Origin of the sequence: Actinomadura opuntiae (assembly GCF_030283205.1) — a bacterium.
Lineage (GTDB): Bacteria > Actinomycetota > Actinomycetes > Streptosporangiales > Streptosporangiaceae > Spirillospora.
Genome location: NZ_JASNWF010000009.1, coordinates 253344 through 273017, shown reverse-complemented (window position 1 = coordinate 273017; position 19674 = coordinate 253344). Strand labels below are relative to the sequence as shown.

Below are 19674 nucleotides of genomic sequence, written 5' to 3'. Positions count from 1 at the left end.
CCCGGCCAGGCGCCCGGCGCGGGCGGCCCCGGCCGGACGCCCGGCGCGGGCGGCCCCGGCCGGGCGTCGGCGTGGAAGGCGTCCGGCGCGGGCAACCCCGGCCGGGCGTCGGGCGTGGGACGGCGTCAGGCGCGGGCGGTCGGCGTGCGGTCGCCCCCGCCGCTGCCGCCGCCGTTGCCGCTGAAGTCGGGCAGGGGGTCGTCCATCGTCACGACGGGCCCCTTGCCCAGGCGCGCGGCGCGCAGCACCTGGTTCTCCTCGGGGGAGAGCATCTCCACGGGGTGCCCTCCCTGAACGGCCTTGGCGTAGGTCCTGGTCTCGGTGCGCCCGTTGATCGAGCTGACCACGACGCCGTCCCCGACGGCGTTGAGGACGGCGAGCGAGAAGGACCGGTGCCCCGACATCTCCTTGAGCGCGTCGTAATGCACGATGGCGAGGTCGCGCAGTGCGCGTTCGTCGACCTCGCCCGAGGCGACCTGGAGTTGGCGCCTGAGCATTTCCCCGCACTCTTCGACGACCTGGTTCACCCGGTTGTGGGCCACCACCGCGATGGATAGCCCGGCCACCCCGGCGACCAGGCCGGCGACGGCCACCGCGACAAGCATCACGTGGCGAGCGTACCGACCTCGGCCTCGCGGTGCGAAGGATCCTCGCGACCGATCTGCCGGGTGAGGCGGTTCGTCAGCCAGATTCCGAGGACGAGGACGGAGACGATCGCGGCCAGCCCGAACGAATCGCGCTCCAGACTCCCCCAGAAACGGGCGATCGGAGCGCGTCCGGGACCGGACAGGTGCGCCCCCCACCAGGGCAGCGGGAACAGGAAGAAGATCCAGATCGCCAGGCCGGAAAGACATCTTCGCGTGTCTCGCCCATCGCCCGCCAAAGCCCCGATGACCGGGATCATCCACACAAGATGGTGAATCCACCCGACCGGGGACAGAAGCACGGACAGCAGGCCGGTGATCGCGACCCCGGCGAGCAGCAGGCTGTAGGCGCCCGCGCCGGACCGGGGGTCGGCGGCGGCGCAATGGTCGGCGCCGATCCGCCCGGTGGCCGCCGGACGGGCGCCGGCCAGCGCGTCCGCCGCGTAGGTCGTCCGGCGGGCCAGCCCGAAGCCGTAATAGGCCATGACCAGCGCGAGGACGAGCCACACCGCCGTCCGGGCGGCCCCCTGGTCGATGATCCGCGCGACGATCCCGTTGATCGCCTGGTTGGTCGTCCCGTCGACGGCGCCGGTCCGGTCGCCGCCCTGCAGCAGCGCGCCGAACCAGTAGGCGGCCGAGTCGTGCGGCAGCACCGTGAAGGCGCCGAGCGTCACCGCCACCGCGGTGACCAGGGCATTGACGAACGCGTCCCGCCGCCCGGTGATCAGGAACCAGACCAGGAAGACGCCCGGCACCAGCTTGATCGCCAGCGCGAGGCCGACCAGCAGCCCGCGCGGCCAGCGGGCCGACCGGGTGCAGCAGTCGGCCAGGCACATCGCCAGCAGGAACAGCCCGACCTGGCCGAACCGGATCTGGTCGCGGACCGGGTCGAGCCAGGCCATCGCGGCGACCAGCACGCCGGTCGTCAGCGGCGCCCAGCGCCCGGTGCGGCGGATCAGGTCGCGGAACGCGTACCAGACGGCGATCGCCAGCGCGACGTAGATCAGCGCCGTCCACGCCCACTGCGCGGCCCGCCACGACAGCAGCGTGAACGGGACGGCCAGCACGGCGGCGAACGGCGGATAGGTGAACGGCAGCAGCTGCGGCGGCTGGGTGAGGAAGTCGTACAGCGGCGCCCCGCGCAGCGCCGCGAGCCCGCCCTCGCGGTAGACCTCCAGGTCGACGAGCCGCTGGTCGGGCTGGTTGTAGAGCCGCCGGGAGACGATCGGTGTGACGGCGGCCACGGCGACGGCGACCCCGGCGAGCATGATCAGCGCGTCCAGCACCGAGCGCCGCCCCGCCCCGGCGCGCGCGGCTCCGGGCGGCGGGACTTCGGGCGGCGCGGATCCGGGCCGGCCGGCCTCGTCGCGCGTCCCGCTGACTCCTCGCATTCCCACATCCTGGTGTGATCGGGCCCACCGGGCCGGGCCCGATCGGGCGGCCCCGCCCGAAGGATATGCATCCGGCGCGCCCCGCCGCGCCGGGCGTCCCGGACGGTCCGGGCCGGTCCGGGGCCCGTCCGGACGACCGGCGCGCGGGGGTGAAGCTCTTGTAACCTGAGCGCCATGACGCAGCGGGGGGCGAATGTCGGGTTTTTCGTCGCCGTCGTGGCGCTGCTGACCGCCGTGCTCACGCCCTCGGCGGCGAGCGCGGCGACGGCGCCCGCCGCACCCGCACCCGCCACCGAGCCCGCCACCGCCGCGATCAGCGGCCGGGTCGTGATCATCGGGGTGCCGGGTCTGAGGTGGAGCGACGTCGGCGCCGAGACGACCCCCGCCCTGTGGGGGCTGACCCGCGAGGGCTCCGCCGGCGGCCTCAGCGTCCGGACCACGCGGACCACCACCTGCCCGACCGACGGCTGGCTGACGCTGTCGGCGGGCCAGCGCTCCCGCCTCGCGCACGGCGACTGCGCGCTGCCGCCGACCCCGATCCTGCCGGGCCAGGCCGCCCCCGCGGAGCAGCCGCCCGCCGGCGGCGCCGTCGCGCCCGGCTGGCCGGCGATCAAGAGCGACAACGCGGGCACCGGCTACCACGCGCAGACCGGGCTGCTCGGCGACGCGGTGCACGCGGCGGGCGGCTGCACCCTCGCCGTCGGCCCCGGGGCGGTGTTCGGCGCCGGCGACGGCGGCGGCCGGGTCGACCGCTACATCCCGTCCACCGACAAGGCGACGCCCGCCGACTGGGCCCGCTGCCAGCTCGCCGCCGTCGACGTGGACGACGTGTTCCGCGCCTACCTCAACGAGGGCGTGGACACGCACGGCGACCAGGTGCCCGTCTCCGACGGCAAGCGCGCCGCCGCCGCGTCCGCCGCGGACCGCCGCGTCGCGCAGGTGCTGCAGGGGATCCCCGCCGGGACGACGGTCCTGGTCGCGGGCCTGTCCGACACCGGCGTCAACCCGCACCTGCGCGTCGCCATCGCGAAGGGCTCCGGCTTCAAGCCCGGCCTCCTCACCTCGAGCGCCACCCGCCAGGACGGCCTCGTCACGCTGACCGACCTGACGTCCACGGCGCTCAAGCAGCTCGGGCTCAAGGAGCCGAGGCAGGCGGTCGGGTCGGCGTGGACGCCGAAGCGCTCCGGCGACTCCACGAAGAAGCGCGTCGAGGCGCTGGAGGACGAGGACGTCGCCGCGCAGGCGATCCGGGCCGTCCAGACCTCGTTCTACTGGGTGCTGTTCGCGACGCAGCTCGTCCTGTACGGGATCGCGGCGCTGGCGCTGCGGCGGCTCGGCAACGACCCGCGCTCGCGGGCCCGGATCCTCGGCGGCACGCGGGTGATCGCGCTGCTCGGCGGGGCGGCGCCGGGCGCGTCGTTCCTGGCCGGGCTGATGCCGTGGTGGCGGGCCGCGCACCCGACCCCGGTGCTGATCTGCACGGTGCTCGGCTTCGCGGGGCTGATGACGGGCGTGGCGCTGGCCGGCCCGTGGCGCCGCTCGACGTTCCTGCCCGGCCTGGTGATCACCGCGGTCACCGCGGTGGTGCTCGCGCTGGACGTGATGACGGGCTCGTCGCTGCAGCTCAACACGCTGATGGGGTACACGGCGCTGGTCGCCGGGCGGTTCTACGGGTTCGGCAACCAGGCGTTCTCGCTGTTCGCGGTGGCCGCGATCCTGACGGCGGCGTGGGTGTGCGAGTTCCCGATGCGCCGGCACCGCGCCGAGCCCGACACCGGCGGCCTGGTCGGCGCGTCCCGCCGCGCGAAGATCACCGCGGTGGCGCTCGTCGCGGCGATCGGGCTGCTGACCGTCGCGGTGGACGGGCTGCCCGCCTGGGGCAGCGACTTCGGCGGCGTCATCGCGATCACCCCCGCGTTCGCGATGCTCGGCATGATGATCACCGGCAAGCGGGTGTCGCCGGTGAAGCTCGGCGCGTTCTGCGTGGCCGGGGTCGCGCTGGTGCTGGCGATCTCCTGGTGGAACTCGCGCAGCGCCAACCCGACCCACATGGGCCGGTTCTGGCAGGACCTGATGGACGGCAACGCCTGGGACGTCGTCACCCGCAAGTTCAACGCCATGCTGAACAGCCTCGGGTACTGGCCGTTCACGCTGGCGCTGGCGGCCGCGCTGGTGTTCCTGTTCTTCGTGCTGGCCCGGCCGACGCGGTGGCGGGCGGTGTCCCTGCTGCACCGCGCCTACCAGCACAGCTGGACGATGCGTCCGGCGCTGATCTGCGCGCTGGCGGTCGGCATCATCGGGACGCTGGTGAACGACTCGGGCGTGGTGATCCTGTCGGTGGCGTTCAGCCTGGCGACCCCGCTGATGCTCGCCGCCGGGGTGCGCTCGCTGGAGATCGACCTGGACGAAGGCACTGAACAGCCAAGGCCGCGAGCACCGCGAGAAGCGTCCACGGAATCACCGTCGGCCTGACCACGGTGAACAGCCACGACAGGTCGTGCGGCATCCCGATGCGCTGCGGCGCGCGCGCGGGCAGGTAGGCGAGGCTGAGCGCGGCGGTGTGGGCGAGCAGGATCCAGTCGATGCGCGACCAGGGGAGCAGCGCCAGCAGCGCCCAGCCGAACCCGTCGTACCAGGGCAGGACGTAGGGCGCGGCGAGCAGCCAGGCCAGCACGAACGCGGTGGCCATCCGCCGGTTCGCGGCCTGGCCCGGCCATCCCGGCAGGGCGTCGTCCTTGGGGAGGCCGCGCGCCAGCAGCAGGAACAGGACGATCCCGAGCACCAGCGAGCCCGACTTGATCACGTCGCGCTGCGAGCCGCGCCCGAGCATCCGGTCGAGGAGATGCCAGGGGGTGGCGAACGAGACCATGTTGCTGGCCTCCTGCACCTGGTCGAGGGCGTGCGGGCCGGCCAGCGCGTAGGCGGTCGCGGCCGTCGCGGCGGCGCCGCCGACCAGCGCCACCAGGCCCCCGATCGCCTGCCACCTGCGTCCGCTCCACACCTCGCGGAGCAGCGCCCACGCCGGGCCGCCGCCGACCAGCGCGGCGGGCAGCTTGATCGCCGCGCCCGCGCCGGTGAGGACGCCCGCCGCCAGCGACCGCCCCCACAGCCGCCACCGCCCGCCCGCGGCGTAGGAGTCGAACACCGTCAGCGCCGCGACCATCGGCGCGATCGCCAGGACGTCGTTGTGCGCGCCGGAGATCAGGTGGAAGAGCAGCAGCGGGTTGCACGTCCACAGCAGCGCGGTCCGCAGCCGGCGCTCCTCGTCGCGGGACGTCCGGTAGAGCAGCACGGCGGTGACGGCGAACGCCAGGACGTTGAACACTGACAGCACGAACACCGTGAGCCGCACCGAACCGCCGCCGATCCACGACGCGACCGCCTGCTCCCCCGTCGCGATCGGCCCGTACACCGACGGCGTCGACCGCCACTCCTCGGGCGCCCCGGCGACCGGGTCCTTCGGCAGGTCCACCGCCCGCGTCTCGTACGGGTCGTGCCCGGTCGCCGCCATCCGCCCGTACGAGGCGTAGTTCAGATGGTCGGTCGACCCGACCGGCGGCATGAACATGAACGCCACCGCCGCCAGCAGGCCCGCCGCCACCAGCGGGAACGCCCGCACCCGCCAGCCGCGCCGGACGGCGAGGAAGCACAGCGCGAGGCCCGCGGTCCCCGCCAGGACGCCCGCCACGACGAGCGCGAGCACCGCGTACGGCGAGGGATGCGCGTCCAGCGCGTACGGCGGCTCCCCGAACCGCGCGTCCATCGCGGGCTGGAAGGCCGACGGGCCGAGCACCGCGGTGACGAGGAAGCAGCACAGGGAGGCCGCGACGGCCCACAGCCCGGCGGTCCCCAGCCGCGCGGGACCGGGACGGGTCACGTGCGGCGGCCGCCGCGCAGGCGGGCGAGCCGCTCGGCCACGACCGGCTCCCGGACGGCCAGCGCCCTGGCCACGTCGCGGAACTGCCGGCCGCGGTGCACCTGCGCCCGCCAGTCGGTGCCGGTCGCGCGGTGCGCGAGCGGGACCTCCACCTCGGCGACCCGGAACCCCTTGCGCAGCAGGTCGATGGTGAGCGCGGTCTCCACGCCGAACCCGGCGGCGAGGGGGAGCGCGGCGTCGAACGCGGCGCGGGTCAGGCAGCGCTGCCCGTTCAGCGGCTGCGCGGCCTCCCAGCCGGTGGCGCGGCGGATCCCCTCGCGCGACAGCCGGACGACGAACCCGTGCCCGCCGAGCTTCACCGTCGAGGAGAACACCGCGATCGTCATGTCGGCCTCGCCGGCCCGCACCGGGGCGACCAGCGGGGCCGCCTCGCGCGCCGTCTCGGCCAGGTCGGCGTCGAGGAACAGCAGGTGGCGGGGCTGGTCGCGGCCCTCGTCCAGCAGCCGGACGGCCTCCGCGCCGGTCTCCATCGCGGCGCCCTTGCCCCGGTTGCGGGCGTGCCGGACCACCCGGGCGCCGGCCTGCGCGGCCACCCGCCCGGTGCGGTCGGACGAGCCGTCGTCCACGACCATGATCAGGTCGGCGCCGGGCAGCTCCTGCGCGGCCTTGACGGTTGCCGCGATGCGGTCGGCCTCGTCCTTGGCCGGGATGATCACCGCCACGCCGTGGAGGTCCGCCCCGCCGGTAGCGGCGCCGGGTGAATCCGCGCCGTCCAAATCCCCATCCTGCATATCGGCGATCGTAGTCGGCGCGCGGGCGTGCCGCCGTGAACACCCGGGGTTGCCGGGGAGACGGGACGGCGTACGGGACGGAGCCCGCGGGCGGCAGGGCGGCCGCCGGACGCGGCCCGGCGGGGCGGGCGGTCCGGTCCGGACGCGGCCGTGCCGCGGGTCAGTCCAGTGCGGGCGCCGCGTCGTCGGTCACGGTGAACACGGTGTCGAGCCCGGTGACCTGAAGGATCCGCTTGACGGCGGGGCGCGGCGCGGCCAGCTCCAGCGAGCCGCCCTGCTCCTTCATCCGCTTCATGGCCGCGAGCAGCACGTTCATGCCGGTCGAGTCGCAGAACTCGACGCCGGCCAGGTCGACCACGATCCGGTCGATCTGGCCGCGCAGCAGTCCCGCGAGGGCCGCCTGCAGCCGGGGCGCGGTGTACAGGTCGAGCTCGCCGGTCGCCGTGACGACGGCGTGACCTCCCTGAGACGCGGTCGAGACATTTAGCTCCACGTCCGGCACACTATCTCGACTACGGCCCACGAGCCAGACAGTTCGCCAAGTCGCGTGTGGCGCGGGCGTGTCCGTGGCGCGCCGCCGCCCTGAACCGCCCGTACGCTTTGACGATTACAGACCGTCATGTACCGCTTTTGGTCCCGGGCGGGCACCGCGGCACCGCTCCGGCAACTCCCCCGTTCGCCTCTCGCGGACGTCCCGAGTACGGAAGGCTGGCCCCGTGCAACAGCGGCATTGGGGGGTGCGCGGCACGTGAAGGCCGACCGAACGACCGACCCGCGGCACGCGCGGCTCCGCGAGCGCCTGGAGGCGATCCGGGCCCGCTCGGCGAAGTCCACGTCGTGGCGGACGTCCACGCAGTACCTGGCGCGGCTGGTGAACCGGGACGGCTTCGTCCCGGTCAGGGCCCGGCTGACGCGCGAGGACCTCGCCTTCCTCTCCGGCGCCCGGGACGAGGTGATCGCGCTCGCCGACGTGGGCGTCCGGGTCCTCGACCTGCACCGCCCGCAGGACGCCGGCGGCATCACCAGCGACCCCGGCAGCCCCATCCGCCGCTGCCGCGCCTGCATGTGGCGCTGGCCCTGCCCCACCTTCCGCGCCCTCGACGAATCCCTCGACTGACGCGTCGAGCCGCGGCGAGCCGGTGTCATGACGAGGCGACGGCTCGCCGCAGATGAACGCCGCCCGGTCAGGCGGTCAGACGGTCAGGGGAAGGCGGACCTCGAAGCGGCAGCCGGGGCCGGCGTTCGCGACGCCGATCTCGCCGGCGTGGGCCTCGACGATGCCGCGCGCGATGGCGAGGCCGAGCCCGGCGCCGCCGCCCGGCGTGCGGGCCGCCTCGCCGCGGAACGCGACGTCGAACACGCGCGGCAGGTCGGCCTCGGGGATGCCGCCGCAGGCGTCGGCCACCGTGACGCGGGCATGGTCGCCGTTCACCTCGCCGGTGATCTCGATCGCGCCGTCGCTCGGGGTGTGCCGGATCGCGTTCACGACCAGGTTGCGCAGCGCCCGTCCCAGCTCGCCGGTGTCCACGTGGACGGGCAGCCCCACGCGGACGTCCCCGCGGATCTGTACGCCCTTGGCCCGCGCGAGCGCCTCCGCGCCCGCGACCGCCTCGGCGACCAGCTCGGCGAGGCCGACGCGCTCGCGCGACAGCCGCAGCGCGCCCGCGTGGATGCGCGACAGCTCGAACAGGTCGTCCACCATCTCGGCGAGCCGCTCGACCTCCACGCGGATGCGCCCGTGGTAGCGCCGGACGGTGCCGGCGTCGGCGACGACGCCGTCCTCCAGCGCCTCCGCCATCGCGCGCAGCCCCGCCAGCGGGGTGCGCAGGTCGTGGCTGACCCACGCGACCAGCTCGCGGCGGCTCGCCTCCAGCGCCTGCTCGCGCTCGTGCGCGTCGGCGAGCCGGTCGTAGGCGGCCTCCAGCTCGCGCGACAGCTCGGCCAGCTCGGCCGGCAGGCGCGCGGCGGGCGAGCGGAACCGGTCCGCGCGGACGGCCTCGACCAGCACCCGGTTCGCGGCGACCAGCCGCCGCCCGAGCAGCACCGAGACCACCGTGCCGACCAGCCCGGCGGACGCCACGACCGCCAGCACGACCGACCGGTCGTGCTGGTTGATCAGCATCAGGAACGAGATCACCAGGATGCCGGAGACCGTCGCCAGCACGGTCGCCGCCGCCACGACGACCAGCTGGATCGCGACCGAGCGGGCGCGCAGCAGGTAGAGCAGGCCGAGCGCGACGGCGGCGACCAGCAGCGCGGCGAGCGCCGCGTAGAAGACGACCAGGAGCAGGTCCGGGAACGGGATCACCGGTCGGCCTCCGGCTCGTAGCGGTACCCGACGCCCCACACCGTGACGATCCGGCGCGGCGCGGTCGGGTCGTCCTCGATCTTCTCGCGCAGCCGGCGGACGTGCACGGTGACCGTCGAGGAGTCGCCGAACGACCAGTCCCAGACGCGTTCGAGCAGCTCGTCGCGGGTGAACGCGCGGCGCGGGCTGCGCAGCAGGAACGCCAGCAGGTCGAACTCGCGGGACGTCAGGGCGAGCGGCTCGCCGTTCAGCTCCGCCTCGTGCGCGCCGACGTCCACGACCAGGCCGCCGTCGCGCAGCGGGCCCGCGGCGGAGGCCGGGACGAGCGCGCCGCGCGCCCGCCGCAGCACCGACCGGACCCGCAGCGCCAGCTCGCGGGGGCTGAACGGCTTGGTCACGTAGTCGTCCGCGCCGGTCTCCAGGCCGACGAGCCGGTCGGTCTCGGCGCCGAGCGCGGTGAGCATGACGATCGGGACGGCCGAGGTCTCGCGGAGCCGGCGGCACACCTCCAGGCCGTCCATCCCGGGCAGCATCAGGTCGAGGACGACCAGGTCCGGCGGGCGGTCCAGGGCCTTGCGCAGGGCGGTGGGGCCGTCGGCGACGCATTCCACGTCGTGGCCGTCGCGGGTCAGGTACCGGGCGACGACCTCGGCGACGGTGGGGTCGTCGTCGACCACCAGCACCCGGCCGGCATGGTTCACCATCCGCTCACCATCGGGGTTCGCACACGTTCAGTGACATCACCCCTTCACGGTACGGGCGCGGGCGGCGGTTCCACTCCTTCCGTCACTACTCCGTAAGGTTCCGCCTGCGCCGGGGCGCGATGACCGCTTTAATGGGCGAATGTCCCAGTCTCGTCCCGCGACGTCGGCGGGCGGCGCGATCGCCCTGGTGCTGGTCGGCGGCGCCGTCGCCACCGGCGTCGTCACCGTCGTCGCCGCGTTCGCCTCGTACCCGTCCCCGGAGATGCTGAGCTTCCGCGCCTCGACGGGCTTCTACCTGTTCAACTGCGCGCTCTGCGGGCTCGTCACCGCGCTCGGGCTGCTGCTGTGCCGGCCGCGCGGACCCGTCCCGCCGATCCTCGCGGCGGTCTCCGCGCTCGTGGCGTTCGAGATCGGCAAGCGCATCGGCGCCCTGGTGGCCATGATGGTCGGCCTGGAGCGCATGCCGGACGGCATGGTCAGCGCGATCATGAAGCCGCACTTCAACAAGTACCTCGCCTACGAGCTGCTGGCGGTGCTCATCGCCGGCGGGATCGGCGCGCTGCGGGTCGCGATGTCCGGCGGGTTCGGGCCGGCGCGGCAGGGGCAGGGCAGCGGCGGCTGGACGGGACCGCAGCCGGCGGCCGGATTCGGTCAGCCGCCGATGGGGCAGCCCGCCCAGCCCTACGGGCAGCCGTACGGCGCGCCCGGCGGTCAGCCGATGCAGCCTCCGGCGCCCTCGGGGCAGCCCTCCTTCGCACCGCCGCCGCATGGCCGGCCCTTCCCCGGCAGCCAGCCGCCGCCTCCGTCCGGACAGCCATTCGACGCGCCGCCCCCGCCCGGCGGCCGGCCGCCCGCCGGCCCCTGAGACGACCCTGGGCGGACCCTCAGGGTGGCCTCCGCCCAACGTCCAGAGGTAGCGGGTCCGGCTTCGTACCGGAGGGTGATGCCCGGCCCGCCGCGACCGCATACGGTGAGGGGCATGGGTAAGACAATCCTGACCATTGTCGGCGTCGTCCTCGCGATCTGGCTGCTGATGACGGTGATCGGCGCGATCATCTCGATGCTGAAGTTCTTCTTCTTCATCGGGTTCGTCGCGGTCATCGTCGTCCTCGCGGTCACCCTCGTGTCCAAGATGGCGCGCAGCAGGTAGCGCGCCCCCCTTGCCGGGAATTCGCCGATGACCGCATGATGCCGGGACAACCAGGCGGTCATCGGCGAAAGGACCTCCCGTGCCGGGTCTGACTGACATGCTCCGCGAGCGCGCGCTCGAGCAGCCCGACCGCGTCGCCTACGTCGCGGGCGACGCGCGGCTCACCTACCGCGAGTTCGACCGGCGCGCAGACCGGGCCGCCGCCGCGCTGGCCGCCGCCGGCGTCGGCCCCGGCGACCGCGTCGCGGTCCTGGACAAGAACTCGCCGGAGTACGCCGAGCAGCTGTTCGGCGCGGCACGCATCGGCGCCGTCCAGGTGCCCGTGAACTACCGGCTCGCGCCCGACGAGGTCGCCTACATCGTCAACAACGCGGCGGCGAAGGTGTTCATCGTCGGGCCCGAGTTCGTCCCGGTGCTGGACGCGGTCGCCGGGAAGCTCGAGCACACCACGCACACGGTGGTCATCGGTGGCGAGGGGCACTCCCACCTGGACTACGCCGCCTGGATGGACGCCGCCGACGCCGAGCCGCCCGCCTACGAGGGCGCGACGTCCGACGTGTTCGTGCAGCTCTACTCGTCGGGCACCACGGGCCTGCCCAAGGGCGTGATGCTCACCCACGACAACTTCCTCGCCGCGCTGGAGGTCGCCAACGACGCGTGGGAGGTCGACGACGCCACCGTCCTGATGGTCGCGATGCCGATGTACCACGTCGCGGGCAACGTGCTGACGGTCTCGGTCGTCTACAACGGCATCACCGGCGTGATCACCCGCGAGCCCGACCCGACCGAGATCGCGCGGGCGATCGAGCGGCACCGCGTCACCCACATCTTCCTCGTCCCGGTGCTGCTGCAGTTCATGCCGCTGATCCCCGAGGTGACGGCGTGCGACCTGTCCAGCCTCAAGCTGATGCTGTACGGGGCGTCGCCGATCAGCGAGGAGGTGCTGCGCGGCGCGATGCGGATGCTGCCGGGCACCGAGTTCATGCAGGTGTACGGGCTGACGGAGGTCACCGGCGCGATCACCATGCTGCCCGCCGAGGACCACGATCCGGACGGCCCGAACGCCCGCCGGCTGCGCAGCGCCGGGCTGCCGAACGCGGGCTGCGAGCTGCGGATCGTCGACCCGGCGACGGGCGAGGACCTGCCGCCCGGGCAGGTCGGCGAGATCCTCTGCCGCACCGCGCAGAACATGAAGGGCTACTGGGGCATGGCGGAGGCGACGTCCGCCGCGCTGTCCGACGACAACTGGTTCCGCACGGGCGACGCGGGCTACCTCGACGAGGACGGCTACCTCTACATCCACGACCGCGTGAAGGACATGATCATTTCCGGCGGGGAGAACATCTACCCGGCGGAGGTCGAGAACGTCCTGATGGGGCACCCGGCCGTCACCGACTGCGCCGTCGTCGGCGTGCCCGACGAGCGCTGGGGCGAGACGCCGAAGGCCCTGGTCGTGCTGGCGGAGGACGTCCCCGAGCAGCAGATCATCGACTACTGCCGCGAGCGCCTCGCCCACTTCAAGTGCCCGACGTCGGTGGAGCGCCGCGACGCGATCCCGCGCAACCCCACCGGCAAGATCCTCAAGCGGGAGCTCCGCGCCCCCTACTGGCAGGGCCGCGACCGCGAGGTGCACTAGCGCCCGGCGGCCCCGCCCGCGCGCGGTTGTCCCTCAGCGGCCATGACGGGACGTGCCGACGCGCTGGCGACCGGGTTCCGCCGCCGCGAGACTGTGAACGTGACGGACTGGGTCGCCAACGGCATCTCGATCGCCTCCCTCGGGACGACGATCGTCTTCGGGGTCCTCCAGCTGCGCAAGGACAGCGAGCGGCGCTTCGCCCCTCCGGGCCGACCGGAGGCCCCGAGGGAGGCAGCGGCTTCGGGCGGGGCGGCCCCCGAGCCCCCGAGTGAGCCTCCAGCCGGGCCCTCGACGCCCTATCCGACGTACCCGCAGGACCCGGCCTACCCGCAGTACCCGACGTACCCGCAGTACCCCACGTACCCGCAGCCTCAGCAGCGCGGGCCCGGGCCGTTCGGGCCTCCGCCCGCGCAGGTCCCGGACTCCACGAGGCCCTTGCCCTGGTGGATGGCGAGCCAGCGCAAGTCGTTCCTCTTCTGGATGGTCATCACGGCGGCGATCACGACGCTCCTCGAGCTGGTGTCCGGCAATCCGGTCGTCCAGGCGGCGCTCGCGAGCGGGCTGCTGGTCGCCGTGCTGGCCGTCTGGCTGGCGCGGCGGTCCCGCAGCACGCCGTCCTACAGCCTCACGGGCCTTCTTCTCATTCTCGTGGGCCTCGCGGGCTCGCTGGCGATCCTCGCCCTGCCGCTGGGGTCGGCCCTGCACGTGCCGCAGGTGGTGGTCGCGTTGACCGTGCCGTGGTTCCTGCTGAGCCGCCTCGCGGACCGGGCCTTCCCGCTTCCCGCCCGCCAGGGGTAGCGGGGTCCGGCGCGGTCAGCGGAAGCGGATCACCGCCGAGACGGGCCGGTGGTCGGAGGACGTGCCCGCTTCGGTGGGGACGCTGCAGGAGACCGTGGCCGACTTGCTCAGGAACAGGTAGTCGTCCTTCTCCACGGCGGTGCCCCGCCCGTCCTGGAGGGTCTTCGCGCCGGTGCGCGAGGTGCCCGACTGGTCGCACTCGGCGTAGGCGCGGTACAGCGGGTCGAGCACCGCGTTCTCGGGCGGCGCGGCGAGGTCGCCGCCGGCCACGACGCGGGCGCCGGTCCCGGCCATCGCCGCGAACGCGCGCCCCTGCTTGCGGCGCCATTCGCCCTGCGGGTCCTCGGCGGACGAGCTGAACTGCGTGACGCACAGGCGGGTGCTCCACGCCGCCGCCTCGCCGCACAGCGCGACGCGCGGGCGCGCGGACGGCGACGGCAGCTTCGAGCGGTGGGCACCGGCCAGCGGCGTCGCCGCACCGAGCGCGACGCCGAGCCGTCCCTGGCCCCCGGCGCAGGACGGGCCCGCCGGGTACGCGGCGAACTCCCAGGTCCACTTGGCGAACCACGACGCCCGCTTCAGCGCCTGCACCTGCCCCGAGCAGATCTCCTGGAGGAACGCGGCGTTCGTCCGGACCCTGCGGCCGCCGACCTCGGTGGAGTGCAACTGCTCGGCGACCCGCCTGGCGAGCTCGGCGGGCCGTCCGCCGAGCGGGCAGCCGGGCTCGGCGGCGCCGCAGACGTTCCAGGTCAGCGCCTTGACGGTCGCCTTCGGGGGCGGCTTGCGGACGGCGCCGTCGGCGTGCGCCGGTCCGCTGCCGGGCAGGCCGTCGATGTCGGCGCCGAGGCCCGCGGCGGTGACGACGACCGCGGCTCCGCAGACCGACAGCAGGGGAATCAGAGCGCGGGGGGCTCGCACACGTGCTCCATCGGGGGGAAGTCGGCGGGGATGACGGGGGAAATCCCACCACATCGCGATCTTGTCCGCCAGCGATTCGCGACCGTCCGGTCACTCCATTCCGGAGAATTTCGGTCTGCCCGAAGCCCGGCCCCCGAAAAGGCGATAAGTCGACATAATGCGGGCCCGGTGGGCCGTTCCCGGCCCACCGGGCCCGCTGCCCGGCCGCGCTAGTCGAGCAGCTCGACGACGGTGCCCGCGCCGACCGTCCGGCCGCCCTCCCGGACGGCGAACCCGAGCCCCTCGCTCATCGCGACGGGCCGGCCCAGCTCGACGGCCAGCTCGACGGAGTCGCCGGGCATCGCCATGGCGCCCTCGCCGCCGAGGTCCACGCCGCCGACCACGTCCGTCGTCCGGAAGTGGAACTGCGGCCGGTACCCGTGGAAGAACGGCCCGCTCCGGCCGCCCTCCGCCGCCGTCAGCACCCGGACCCGCGCCCGGAACCGGGTGTGCGGCCGGATCGCGCCCGGCGCCGCGACCACCTGGCCGCGCCGCACCTGGTCGCGCCGCACGCCGCGCAGCAGCATCGCGGTGTTGTCGCCCGCCTCCGCGTGGTCCATCGACTGGCCGAACGTCTCCAGCCCGGTCGCGACCGTGCGGAACGACTCGCCGAGCCCGACGACCTCCACCGCGTCCCCGACCCGGACGGAGCCCTGCGCCACCACCCCGGTCACGACGGTGCCGCGCCCGGTGATGGTGAGCACGCTCTCCACCGGCATGAGGAACGGCCTGTCGAGCACCCGGTCCGGCACCGGCACGTACGCGTCGATCGCATCGAGCAGGTCGCCGATCCGGGCCGTCCAGTACGGGTCGCCCTCCAGCGCCTTCAGCCCGGACACCCGGACCACCGGCACCTCGTCGCCGGGGAACCCGTACTCGGTGAGCAGCTCGCGCACCTCCAGCTCGACCAGGTCGAGCAGCTCGGTGTCCTCCACCATGTCGGCCTTGTTGAGCGCGACGACGATGTGCCGGACGCCGACCTGGTGCGCCAGCACGATGTGCTCCCGCGTCTGCGGCATCGCGCCGTCCTGCGCCGAGACGACCAGCACCGCCCCGTCCACCTGCGCCGCCCCCGTGATCATGTTCTTCACGAAGTCGGCGTGACCGGGCATGTCGATGTGGGCGTAGTGCCTGGTCGCGGTGGAGTACTGGACGTGCGCGATGTTGATGGTGATGCCGCGGTCGCGCTCCTCGGGGGCGCGGTCGATGCCCTCGAACGGCACCGCGGACGCCAGCCCGCGCTCGGCCAGCACCTTGGTGATCGCCGCGGTGAGGGTCGTCTTCCCGTGGTCGACGTGCCCCATCGTGCCGATGTTCAGGTGCGGCTTGTCCCGCTCGTACAGCTTCTTCGCCATTGGTCCGTCCTCACGATGATCCGAACGTGAGAACCCGCACGGGCGCACCCGTGCCCCGTGCGCTGTGCCGACCCCCCTCCGCTGGTTCTCCGGAGGGTTGGACGGAGAGGGGTCAGCGTCGGACGCCGTCGTCGGCGAACGCCGCTGCCACTGCCTCCGCGAGGAAGGCAGCCGGCACCGCGCTCAGCAGGCAGTCGCCTGCGAGCGTCCGGGTGCCGGCTGCGAGGAACATGCTCCGCACCCTACGGAGCGTTCCGGGAGAAGTCGATCGATTTTCCGCGTCAGCGCTCGTCCCCGGGCAGCACGAACACCCCGCGCCCGGGCACACCCCGGACCAGCCCGCGCTCCTTGAGGATCCGGACGGCGTCGGCGGCCGTCCGCTGCGAGACGCCGCACTCCTCCGCCAGCGCCGACGCGGAGGGAATGCGCGCCTTCGGCGCGTACTCGCCCGACTCGATGCGCCTGGCGACCAGGTCCGCGATCTGGACCTTCAACGGGTCGATGCCGTCCAGCTCAACCATGCCAATAACGTACGCAGGCATACAAAGTGCCTCATATGAACACCCGTGCTTTCACAGGCTTGCATAGGCGTTATAAGGTTGCGGCCATGAGCGACCCCGGCGAGAGGAGCTGGGCCGGCTCATGGAGTTGCACGACCAGGGCGTCAGCGTCCTGCGCCGACCCTCGAACGAACGGATGCTCCCCATGAATGACGCGCGAGACGAGCCGTACGTCGATCACGCTGATCCGCTGCCGCCGTACCGGGAACCCGCCGGGCGGTGGGCCGAGCCTTACCTGACCAGGTACGACGACGAGGACGTCTGGACGTGCCACGTCCGCCGCCCGCTCACCACGCGCGAGGAGCTGCGCGGGCTCCTGCCGACGCTCGTCGCCGGGTCGGAGGAGCGGCTGCGCGAGCTCCAGCGGCGCGAGGACGAACGCGCCGCCTCCCTCGCATCCCCCAATGACCACGGCGAGCCGGCCGACTAGCGATCGATCGATGTCAACGCCAGGGTCGCAGGGCTGTGGACAGCGCTTCGCGGCCCAGCGACGCGTCCCAGGCCGGGTGCCCGTCGGGCCTGATCAGCAGCGGTTCTCCGGATGCCTTGAGCTCGGTCACGAGGCGGCCGTCCACGGGCTCGTCCGAGGCATCGACCAGGATCGGGCGACCGGTGCGAAGGTGCTCGAACAGCCGCGTCCCGTCGGGCAGGTCCCGGTCGGTCACGCGCGGTCCGAGCCCATAGGAGACGTCCAGCCCCGTGATCATCATGGCGATCTTCCGGTTCGCGTCCGGCGTCGCGAGCATGTCGCCCACGTGCGCCCGGAGCGCGTCCACATGCGCGCCGGGTGCGCTCATCGCGCTCTGCGCGCGCGTGTTCGACAGCACCCGGGCGCCCACGGGGTGCCGCTCCTCGTGGTAGGTGTCGAGCAGCTCCTCGTCGGCGCTTCCCCGCACGACGAGCGCGAGCTTCCAGCCGAGATTGAACGCGTCCTGCAGCCCGGTGTTCAGCCCCTGCCCTCCGGCCGGCGAGTGGACGTGCGCCGCGTCCCCGGCCAGCAGCACACGCCCGGAGCGGTAACGCGCCGCCTGCCGGGCGGCGTCGGTGAATCGCGAGATCCACCGCGGGCTGTGCATCCCGAAATCGGTGCCCGCCACCCGGACGAGCATCGCCCGCAGGTCCTCGAAGCCGATGGCCGTCGAGTCGGCGACGGTCGACCCGGCCTCGTCCACGATCACCCGCCGCCACCCCTCCTCGAAGCCGAGCACCGAGAAGTTCCCGCGCGGCGTCCGCTGGAGCAGGAACCGCTCCGCGGGCGGATCGGTGAGTTCGACATCTCCGAGGATCGACGTGGTGGTCGCCGGCGTGCCGGGGAAGTCGATGCCCGCCAGCCGGCGCACCACGCTGCGGCCGCCGTCGCAACCGACCAGGTAGCGCGCCTGAACGGGCCCGGCCGTGGTCTCGACCACGACCGACTCCGCGGCCGCCGACACCGGCTCGGTGTGTAGGCCCGTCACCTCGACGCCGCGGCGGATCCGCACCCCCAGCTCCCGGGCGCGGGCCTCGAGCAGCCGCTCGATCCGGCGTTGAACGATCACGAGCAGGAACGGATACCGGGTCGGCAGCCCCGACAGGTCGAGCGGCAGCCCGGCGAAGCGCGTGCCCGGCAGCGGACGCCCCTCGGCCAGGAACGGGTCGAGCATCCCCCGCTGGTCGAGCACCTCCAGGGACCGCGGATGCAGCCCGCCCGCCCTGGAGTCGGGCGTGGGCTCGGTCAGCCTTTCGAGCACCAGCGCGTCCACCCCGGCCAGCCGCAGCTCGCAGGCCAGCATCAGGCCGGTCGGCCCGGCGCCGGCGATGACCACGTCCTCCATGACCACTCCCTAACGATATTAGAGGACTCTCGAACGTCGTTAGATATAGCTCTAATGGCGATAGAGTGTCAAGCGTGCCTCTCACACCCGACCTGATCGCCCGGACCGGCCTGCGGCTGCTGAACGACGGCGGCCTCGACGGCCTCACCATGCGGATGCTCGCCAAGGAGCTGGGCGTCCAGGCGCCCACGCTCTACTGGCACGTCAGGAACAAGCACGAGCTGCTCGACCTGATGGCCGGGCTGATCATCGCCGAGGCGGCCGACGGCATCGAAGGCCCCGGCCGCAACGAGACCTGGCAGCAATGGATCGCCGGCCTCGCACGCAGGATGCGCGACGCGATGCTTCGCTACCGCGACGGCGCCAGGGTCACCGCCGGGTCCTACTCGACCGGTCCGTCCATCGGGCGGACGCTCGAACTGGTTCTGCGCACGCTCACCGACGCCGGCTTCCCGACCGCCGAGGCGGCCCGCGCGTTCCCCGCGGTCCTGCACTACGTCGTGGGCTTCACGATCGAGCAGCAAGCGCGTACGGGCGAGAACTACGCGGGCCCCAACCCCTATGCGCAGAAGATGACCATCGACGAGACCCGGTATCCCCTGACGGCGAGCGTGACGAAGGAGCTCTCCGCCGCCGACAGCGACGACGACTTCGAGTACGGCCTGCACATCGTGCTGGCGGGCATCGAGGCCGTCGGCCGGAAGGCCGGCGGATAACGCGACCTCCCTTGCGTTGGTAGGACCAACGATATAGGTTCATTGGTGGTGCCAACGTTGATGCCGCCAATAAACGGGGAGGCTCTCATGCCGACGATCGATGTGCTCGACTCGACGATGTACTACGAGGAGACCGGGGACGGCGCGCCCGTCGTCTTCCTGCACGGGAACCCCAGCTCGTCGCGGCTGTGGCGGCGGGTGCTGCCCGCGATGGGCGGGGGCGGGCGGCTGCTCGCCCCCGACCTCATCGGCATGGGCCGCTCCGGCAAGCCGGACGTCCCCTACCGGTTCGACGACCACGCCCGCTACCTGGACGCCTGGTTCGACGCGCTGGGCCTGGACGAGGTCGTGCTGGTCGGCCACGACTGGGGCGGCGCGCTGGCGTTCGACTGGGCGGCCCGCCATCCGGGGCGGGTGCGCGGCATCGCGTTCTTCGAGGCGATCGTCAAGCCGATGTCCTGGGACGCTCTGGGCGAGGCGCCGCGCGCCCGCGCCGAGATGATGCGCGGGCCCGAGGGCGAGAAACTGGTACTCGGCACGAACTACTTCATCGAGACGGCGTTCACCGGCGGCGTCCTCACGCCGCTCGGCGAGGACGAGCTGCGGCCGTACCTGGAGCCGTACCCCACGCCGGAGAGCCGCCGCCCGATCCTCCAGTGGGCGCGCTCGATGCCGATCGACGGAGAGCCCGCCGACGTGCAGGCCCGGGTCGAGCGGTACGACGCGTGGCTGGCCGCCAGCCACGACGTCCCCAAGCTGCTGATCACCTTCGACACCTCGCCGACGCTGGTGATCAGTCCGGCGGTGGCGCAGTGGTGCGCGGGGCACATCGCGAGCCTGGAGATCGAGCACGGCGGGCCGTCCGGTCACCACGTCCCCGAGGACCGTCCCGACGCCATCGCCGCCTCGGTCACCGCCTGGGCGGAGCGGCACGCCCTCCTCGCCAGGCCCGCATCGGCCGCCCGGTGAGGTC

19 protein-coding genes and 1 pseudogene are annotated in these 19674 nt (G+C 73.5%); 9 read left to right on the top strand and 11 right to left on the bottom strand.

All coding sequences use genetic code 11. The features are described from left to right. Positions 1-125: 125 nt before the first annotated feature. Together QP089_RS21470 and QP089_RS21465 are read right to left on the bottom strand one after the other, a co-directional pair. Positions 126-605 carry a DUF4446 family protein gene (locus QP089_RS21470; RefSeq protein WP_285913662.1) on the bottom strand — a complete coding sequence of 160 codons (480 nt, stop codon included), beginning with the start codon at positions 603-605 and terminating at the stop codon, positions 126-128. Next, on the bottom strand, positions 605-2035 hold the full coding sequence (locus QP089_RS21465) for a glycosyltransferase 87 family protein (RefSeq protein ID WP_285913505.1): 1431 nt from the start codon (positions 2033-2035) through the stop codon (positions 605-607). Before QP089_RS21465 ends, QP089_RS21470 begins: the two co-directional genes overlap by 1 nt. A 174-nt stretch (positions 2036-2209) precedes the next feature. On the opposite strand from QP089_RS21465, the gene QP089_RS21460 reads away from it, so the two are divergent. After that, complete coding sequence (locus QP089_RS21460; RefSeq protein WP_285913504.1) at positions 2210-4507, top strand: hypothetical protein; 2298 nt, start codon at positions 2210-2212, stop codon at positions 4505-4507. A gap of 529 nt (positions 4508-5036) precedes the next feature. Here QP089_RS21460 and mptB read toward each other — a convergent pair. The 3 genes and pseudogenes from mptB to QP089_RS21445 all read right to left on the bottom strand — a co-directional run. Then, positions 5037-5798, bottom strand: a pseudogene (gene mptB, locus QP089_RS21455) (polyprenol phosphomannose-dependent alpha 1,6 mannosyltransferase MptB); the annotation flags it as partial. Between the two features lie 110 nt (positions 5799-5908). Then, positions 5909-6703: a glycosyltransferase family 2 protein gene (locus QP089_RS21450; protein ID WP_446474073.1), complete on the bottom strand. Its 795-nt coding sequence runs from the start codon at positions 6701-6703 to the stop codon at positions 5909-5911. Positions 6704-6863: 160 nt separating this feature from the next. Then, positions 6864-7196 carry an STAS domain-containing protein gene (locus QP089_RS21445; protein WP_285913503.1) on the bottom strand — a complete coding sequence of 111 codons (333 nt, stop codon included), beginning with the start codon at positions 7194-7196 and terminating at the stop codon, positions 6864-6866. Between the two features lie 255 nt (positions 7197-7451). Between QP089_RS21445 and QP089_RS21440 the strand changes: the two genes are divergently transcribed. Next, positions 7452-7820 carry a hypothetical protein gene (locus QP089_RS21440; protein ID WP_285913502.1) on the top strand — a complete coding sequence of 123 codons (369 nt, stop codon included), beginning with the start codon at positions 7452-7454 and terminating at the stop codon, positions 7818-7820. A 75-nt stretch (positions 7821-7895) separates the two neighbouring features. On the opposite strand, the gene QP089_RS21435 is transcribed toward QP089_RS21440, so the two are convergent. Beyond that, entirely contained in the window at positions 7896-9011 is a 1116-nt protein-coding gene (locus tag QP089_RS21435) for a sensor histidine kinase (RefSeq protein ID WP_285913501.1), read from the bottom strand. Then, the gene (locus tag QP089_RS21430; protein WP_285913500.1) at positions 9008-9715 is read right to left on the bottom strand and encodes a response regulator; all 708 of its coding nucleotides are present in this window, start codon (positions 9713-9715) and stop codon (positions 9008-9010) included. The genes QP089_RS21435 and QP089_RS21430 overlap by 4 nt, the downstream gene beginning before the upstream one ends. 139 nt (positions 9716-9854) lie before the next feature. Between QP089_RS21430 and QP089_RS21425 the strand changes: the two genes are divergently transcribed. From QP089_RS21425 to QP089_RS21410, 4 genes are all read left to right on the top strand, one after another. Beyond that, a complete protein-coding gene (locus QP089_RS21425; protein WP_285913499.1) occupies positions 9855-10580 on the top strand; it encodes a single stranded DNA-binding domain-containing protein in 726 nt (241 codons plus the stop codon). Between the two features lie 114 nt (positions 10581-10694). Beyond that, positions 10695-10865, top strand: coding sequence for a hypothetical protein (locus tag QP089_RS21420; RefSeq protein WP_173097526.1), 171 nt, complete (start codon positions 10695-10697; stop codon positions 10863-10865). Positions 10866-10944: 79 nt separating this feature from the next. Next, complete coding sequence (locus QP089_RS21415; RefSeq protein WP_285913498.1) at positions 10945-12501, top strand: long-chain-fatty-acid--CoA ligase; 1557 nt, start codon at positions 10945-10947, stop codon at positions 12499-12501. A gap of 42 nt (positions 12502-12543) precedes the next feature. Continuing rightward, on the top strand, positions 12544-13299 hold the full coding sequence (locus tag QP089_RS21410) for a hypothetical protein (protein ID WP_285913497.1): 756 nt from the start codon (positions 12544-12546) through the stop codon (positions 13297-13299). Between the two features lie 15 nt (positions 13300-13314). Here QP089_RS21410 and QP089_RS21405 read toward each other — a convergent pair whose 3' ends face one another. From QP089_RS21405 to QP089_RS21395, 3 genes are all read right to left on the bottom strand, one after another. Continuing rightward, on the bottom strand, positions 13315-14217 hold the full coding sequence (locus tag QP089_RS21405; protein ID WP_285913496.1) for an endonuclease/exonuclease/phosphatase family protein: 903 nt from the start codon (positions 14215-14217) through the stop codon (positions 13315-13317). A gap of 209 nt (positions 14218-14426) precedes the next feature. Continuing rightward, the gene (gene tuf / locus QP089_RS21400) at positions 14427-15611 is read right to left on the bottom strand and encodes an elongation factor Tu (RefSeq protein WP_285913495.1); all 1185 of its coding nucleotides are present in this window, start codon (positions 15609-15611) and stop codon (positions 14427-14429) included. A gap of 281 nt (positions 15612-15892) precedes the next feature. Beyond that, entirely contained in the window at positions 15893-16132 is a 240-nt protein-coding gene (locus QP089_RS21395) for a winged helix-turn-helix domain-containing protein (protein WP_285913494.1), read from the bottom strand. A 184-nt stretch (positions 16133-16316) separates the two neighbouring features. Between QP089_RS21395 and QP089_RS21390 the strand changes: the two genes are divergently transcribed. Further along, positions 16317-16601 carry a hypothetical protein gene (locus QP089_RS21390; RefSeq protein WP_285913493.1) on the top strand — a complete coding sequence of 95 codons (285 nt, stop codon included), beginning with the start codon at positions 16317-16319 and terminating at the stop codon, positions 16599-16601. A 13-nt stretch (positions 16602-16614) separates the two neighbouring features. Here the strand turns inward: QP089_RS21390 and QP089_RS21385 are convergent, their stop codons facing one another. Further along, a complete protein-coding gene (locus QP089_RS21385; protein WP_285913492.1) occupies positions 16615-17985 on the bottom strand; it encodes an FAD-dependent monooxygenase in 1371 nt (456 codons plus the stop codon). A gap of 74 nt (positions 17986-18059) precedes the next feature. Here QP089_RS21385 and QP089_RS21380 point away from each other — a divergent pair, with 74 nt between their 5' ends. Beyond that, the gene (locus QP089_RS21380) at positions 18060-18701 is read left to right on the top strand and encodes a TetR/AcrR family transcriptional regulator C-terminal domain-containing protein (RefSeq protein ID WP_285913491.1); all 642 of its coding nucleotides are present in this window, start codon (positions 18060-18062) and stop codon (positions 18699-18701) included. Between the two features lie 87 nt (positions 18702-18788). Continuing rightward, positions 18789-19670, top strand: a complete 882-nt coding sequence (locus tag QP089_RS21375; RefSeq protein WP_285913490.1) for a haloalkane dehalogenase — start codon at positions 18789-18791, stop codon at positions 19668-19670. The last annotated feature ends 4 nt before the right edge of the window (positions 19671-19674 follow it).

Coding starts and splice junctions, on each gene's coding strand:
- QP089_RS21470 (WP_285913662.1), bottom strand. CDS start 605: ATGCTTGTCGCGGTGGCCGTCGCCGGCCTGGTCGCCGGGGTGGCCGGG.
- QP089_RS21465 (WP_285913505.1), bottom strand. CDS start 2,035: ATGCGAGGAGTCAGCGGGACGCGCGACGAGGCCGGCCGGCCCGGATCC.
- QP089_RS21460 (WP_285913504.1), top strand. CDS start 2,210: ATGACGCAGCGGGGGGCGAATGTCGGGTTTTTCGTCGCCGTCGTGGCG.
- QP089_RS21450 (WP_446474073.1), bottom strand. CDS start 6,703: ATGCAGGATGGGGATTTGGACGGCGCGGATTCACCCGGCGCCGCTACC.
- QP089_RS21430 (WP_285913500.1), bottom strand. CDS start 9,715: ATGGTGAACCATGCCGGCCGGGTGCTGGTGGTCGACGACGACCCCACC.
- QP089_RS21425 (WP_285913499.1), top strand. CDS start 9,855: ATGTCCCAGTCTCGTCCCGCGACGTCGGCGGGCGGCGCGATCGCCCTG.
- QP089_RS21420 (WP_173097526.1), top strand. CDS start 10,695: ATGGGTAAGACAATCCTGACCATTGTCGGCGTCGTCCTCGCGATCTGG.
- QP089_RS21410 (WP_285913497.1), top strand. CDS start 12,544: ATGACGGGACGTGCCGACGCGCTGGCGACCGGGTTCCGCCGCCGCGAG.
- tuf (WP_285913495.1), bottom strand. CDS start 15,611: ATGGCGAAGAAGCTGTACGAGCGGGACAAGCCGCACCTGAACATCGGC.
- QP089_RS21395 (WP_285913494.1), bottom strand. CDS start 16,132: ATGGTTGAGCTGGACGGCATCGACCCGTTGAAGGTCCAGATCGCGGAC.
- QP089_RS21390 (WP_285913493.1), top strand. CDS start 16,317: ATGAATGACGCGCGAGACGAGCCGTACGTCGATCACGCTGATCCGCTG.
- QP089_RS21385 (WP_285913492.1), bottom strand. CDS start 17,985: ATGGAGGACGTGGTCATCGCCGGCGCCGGGCCGACCGGCCTGATGCTG.
- QP089_RS21375 (WP_285913490.1), top strand. CDS start 18,789: ATGCCGACGATCGATGTGCTCGACTCGACGATGTACTACGAGGAGACC.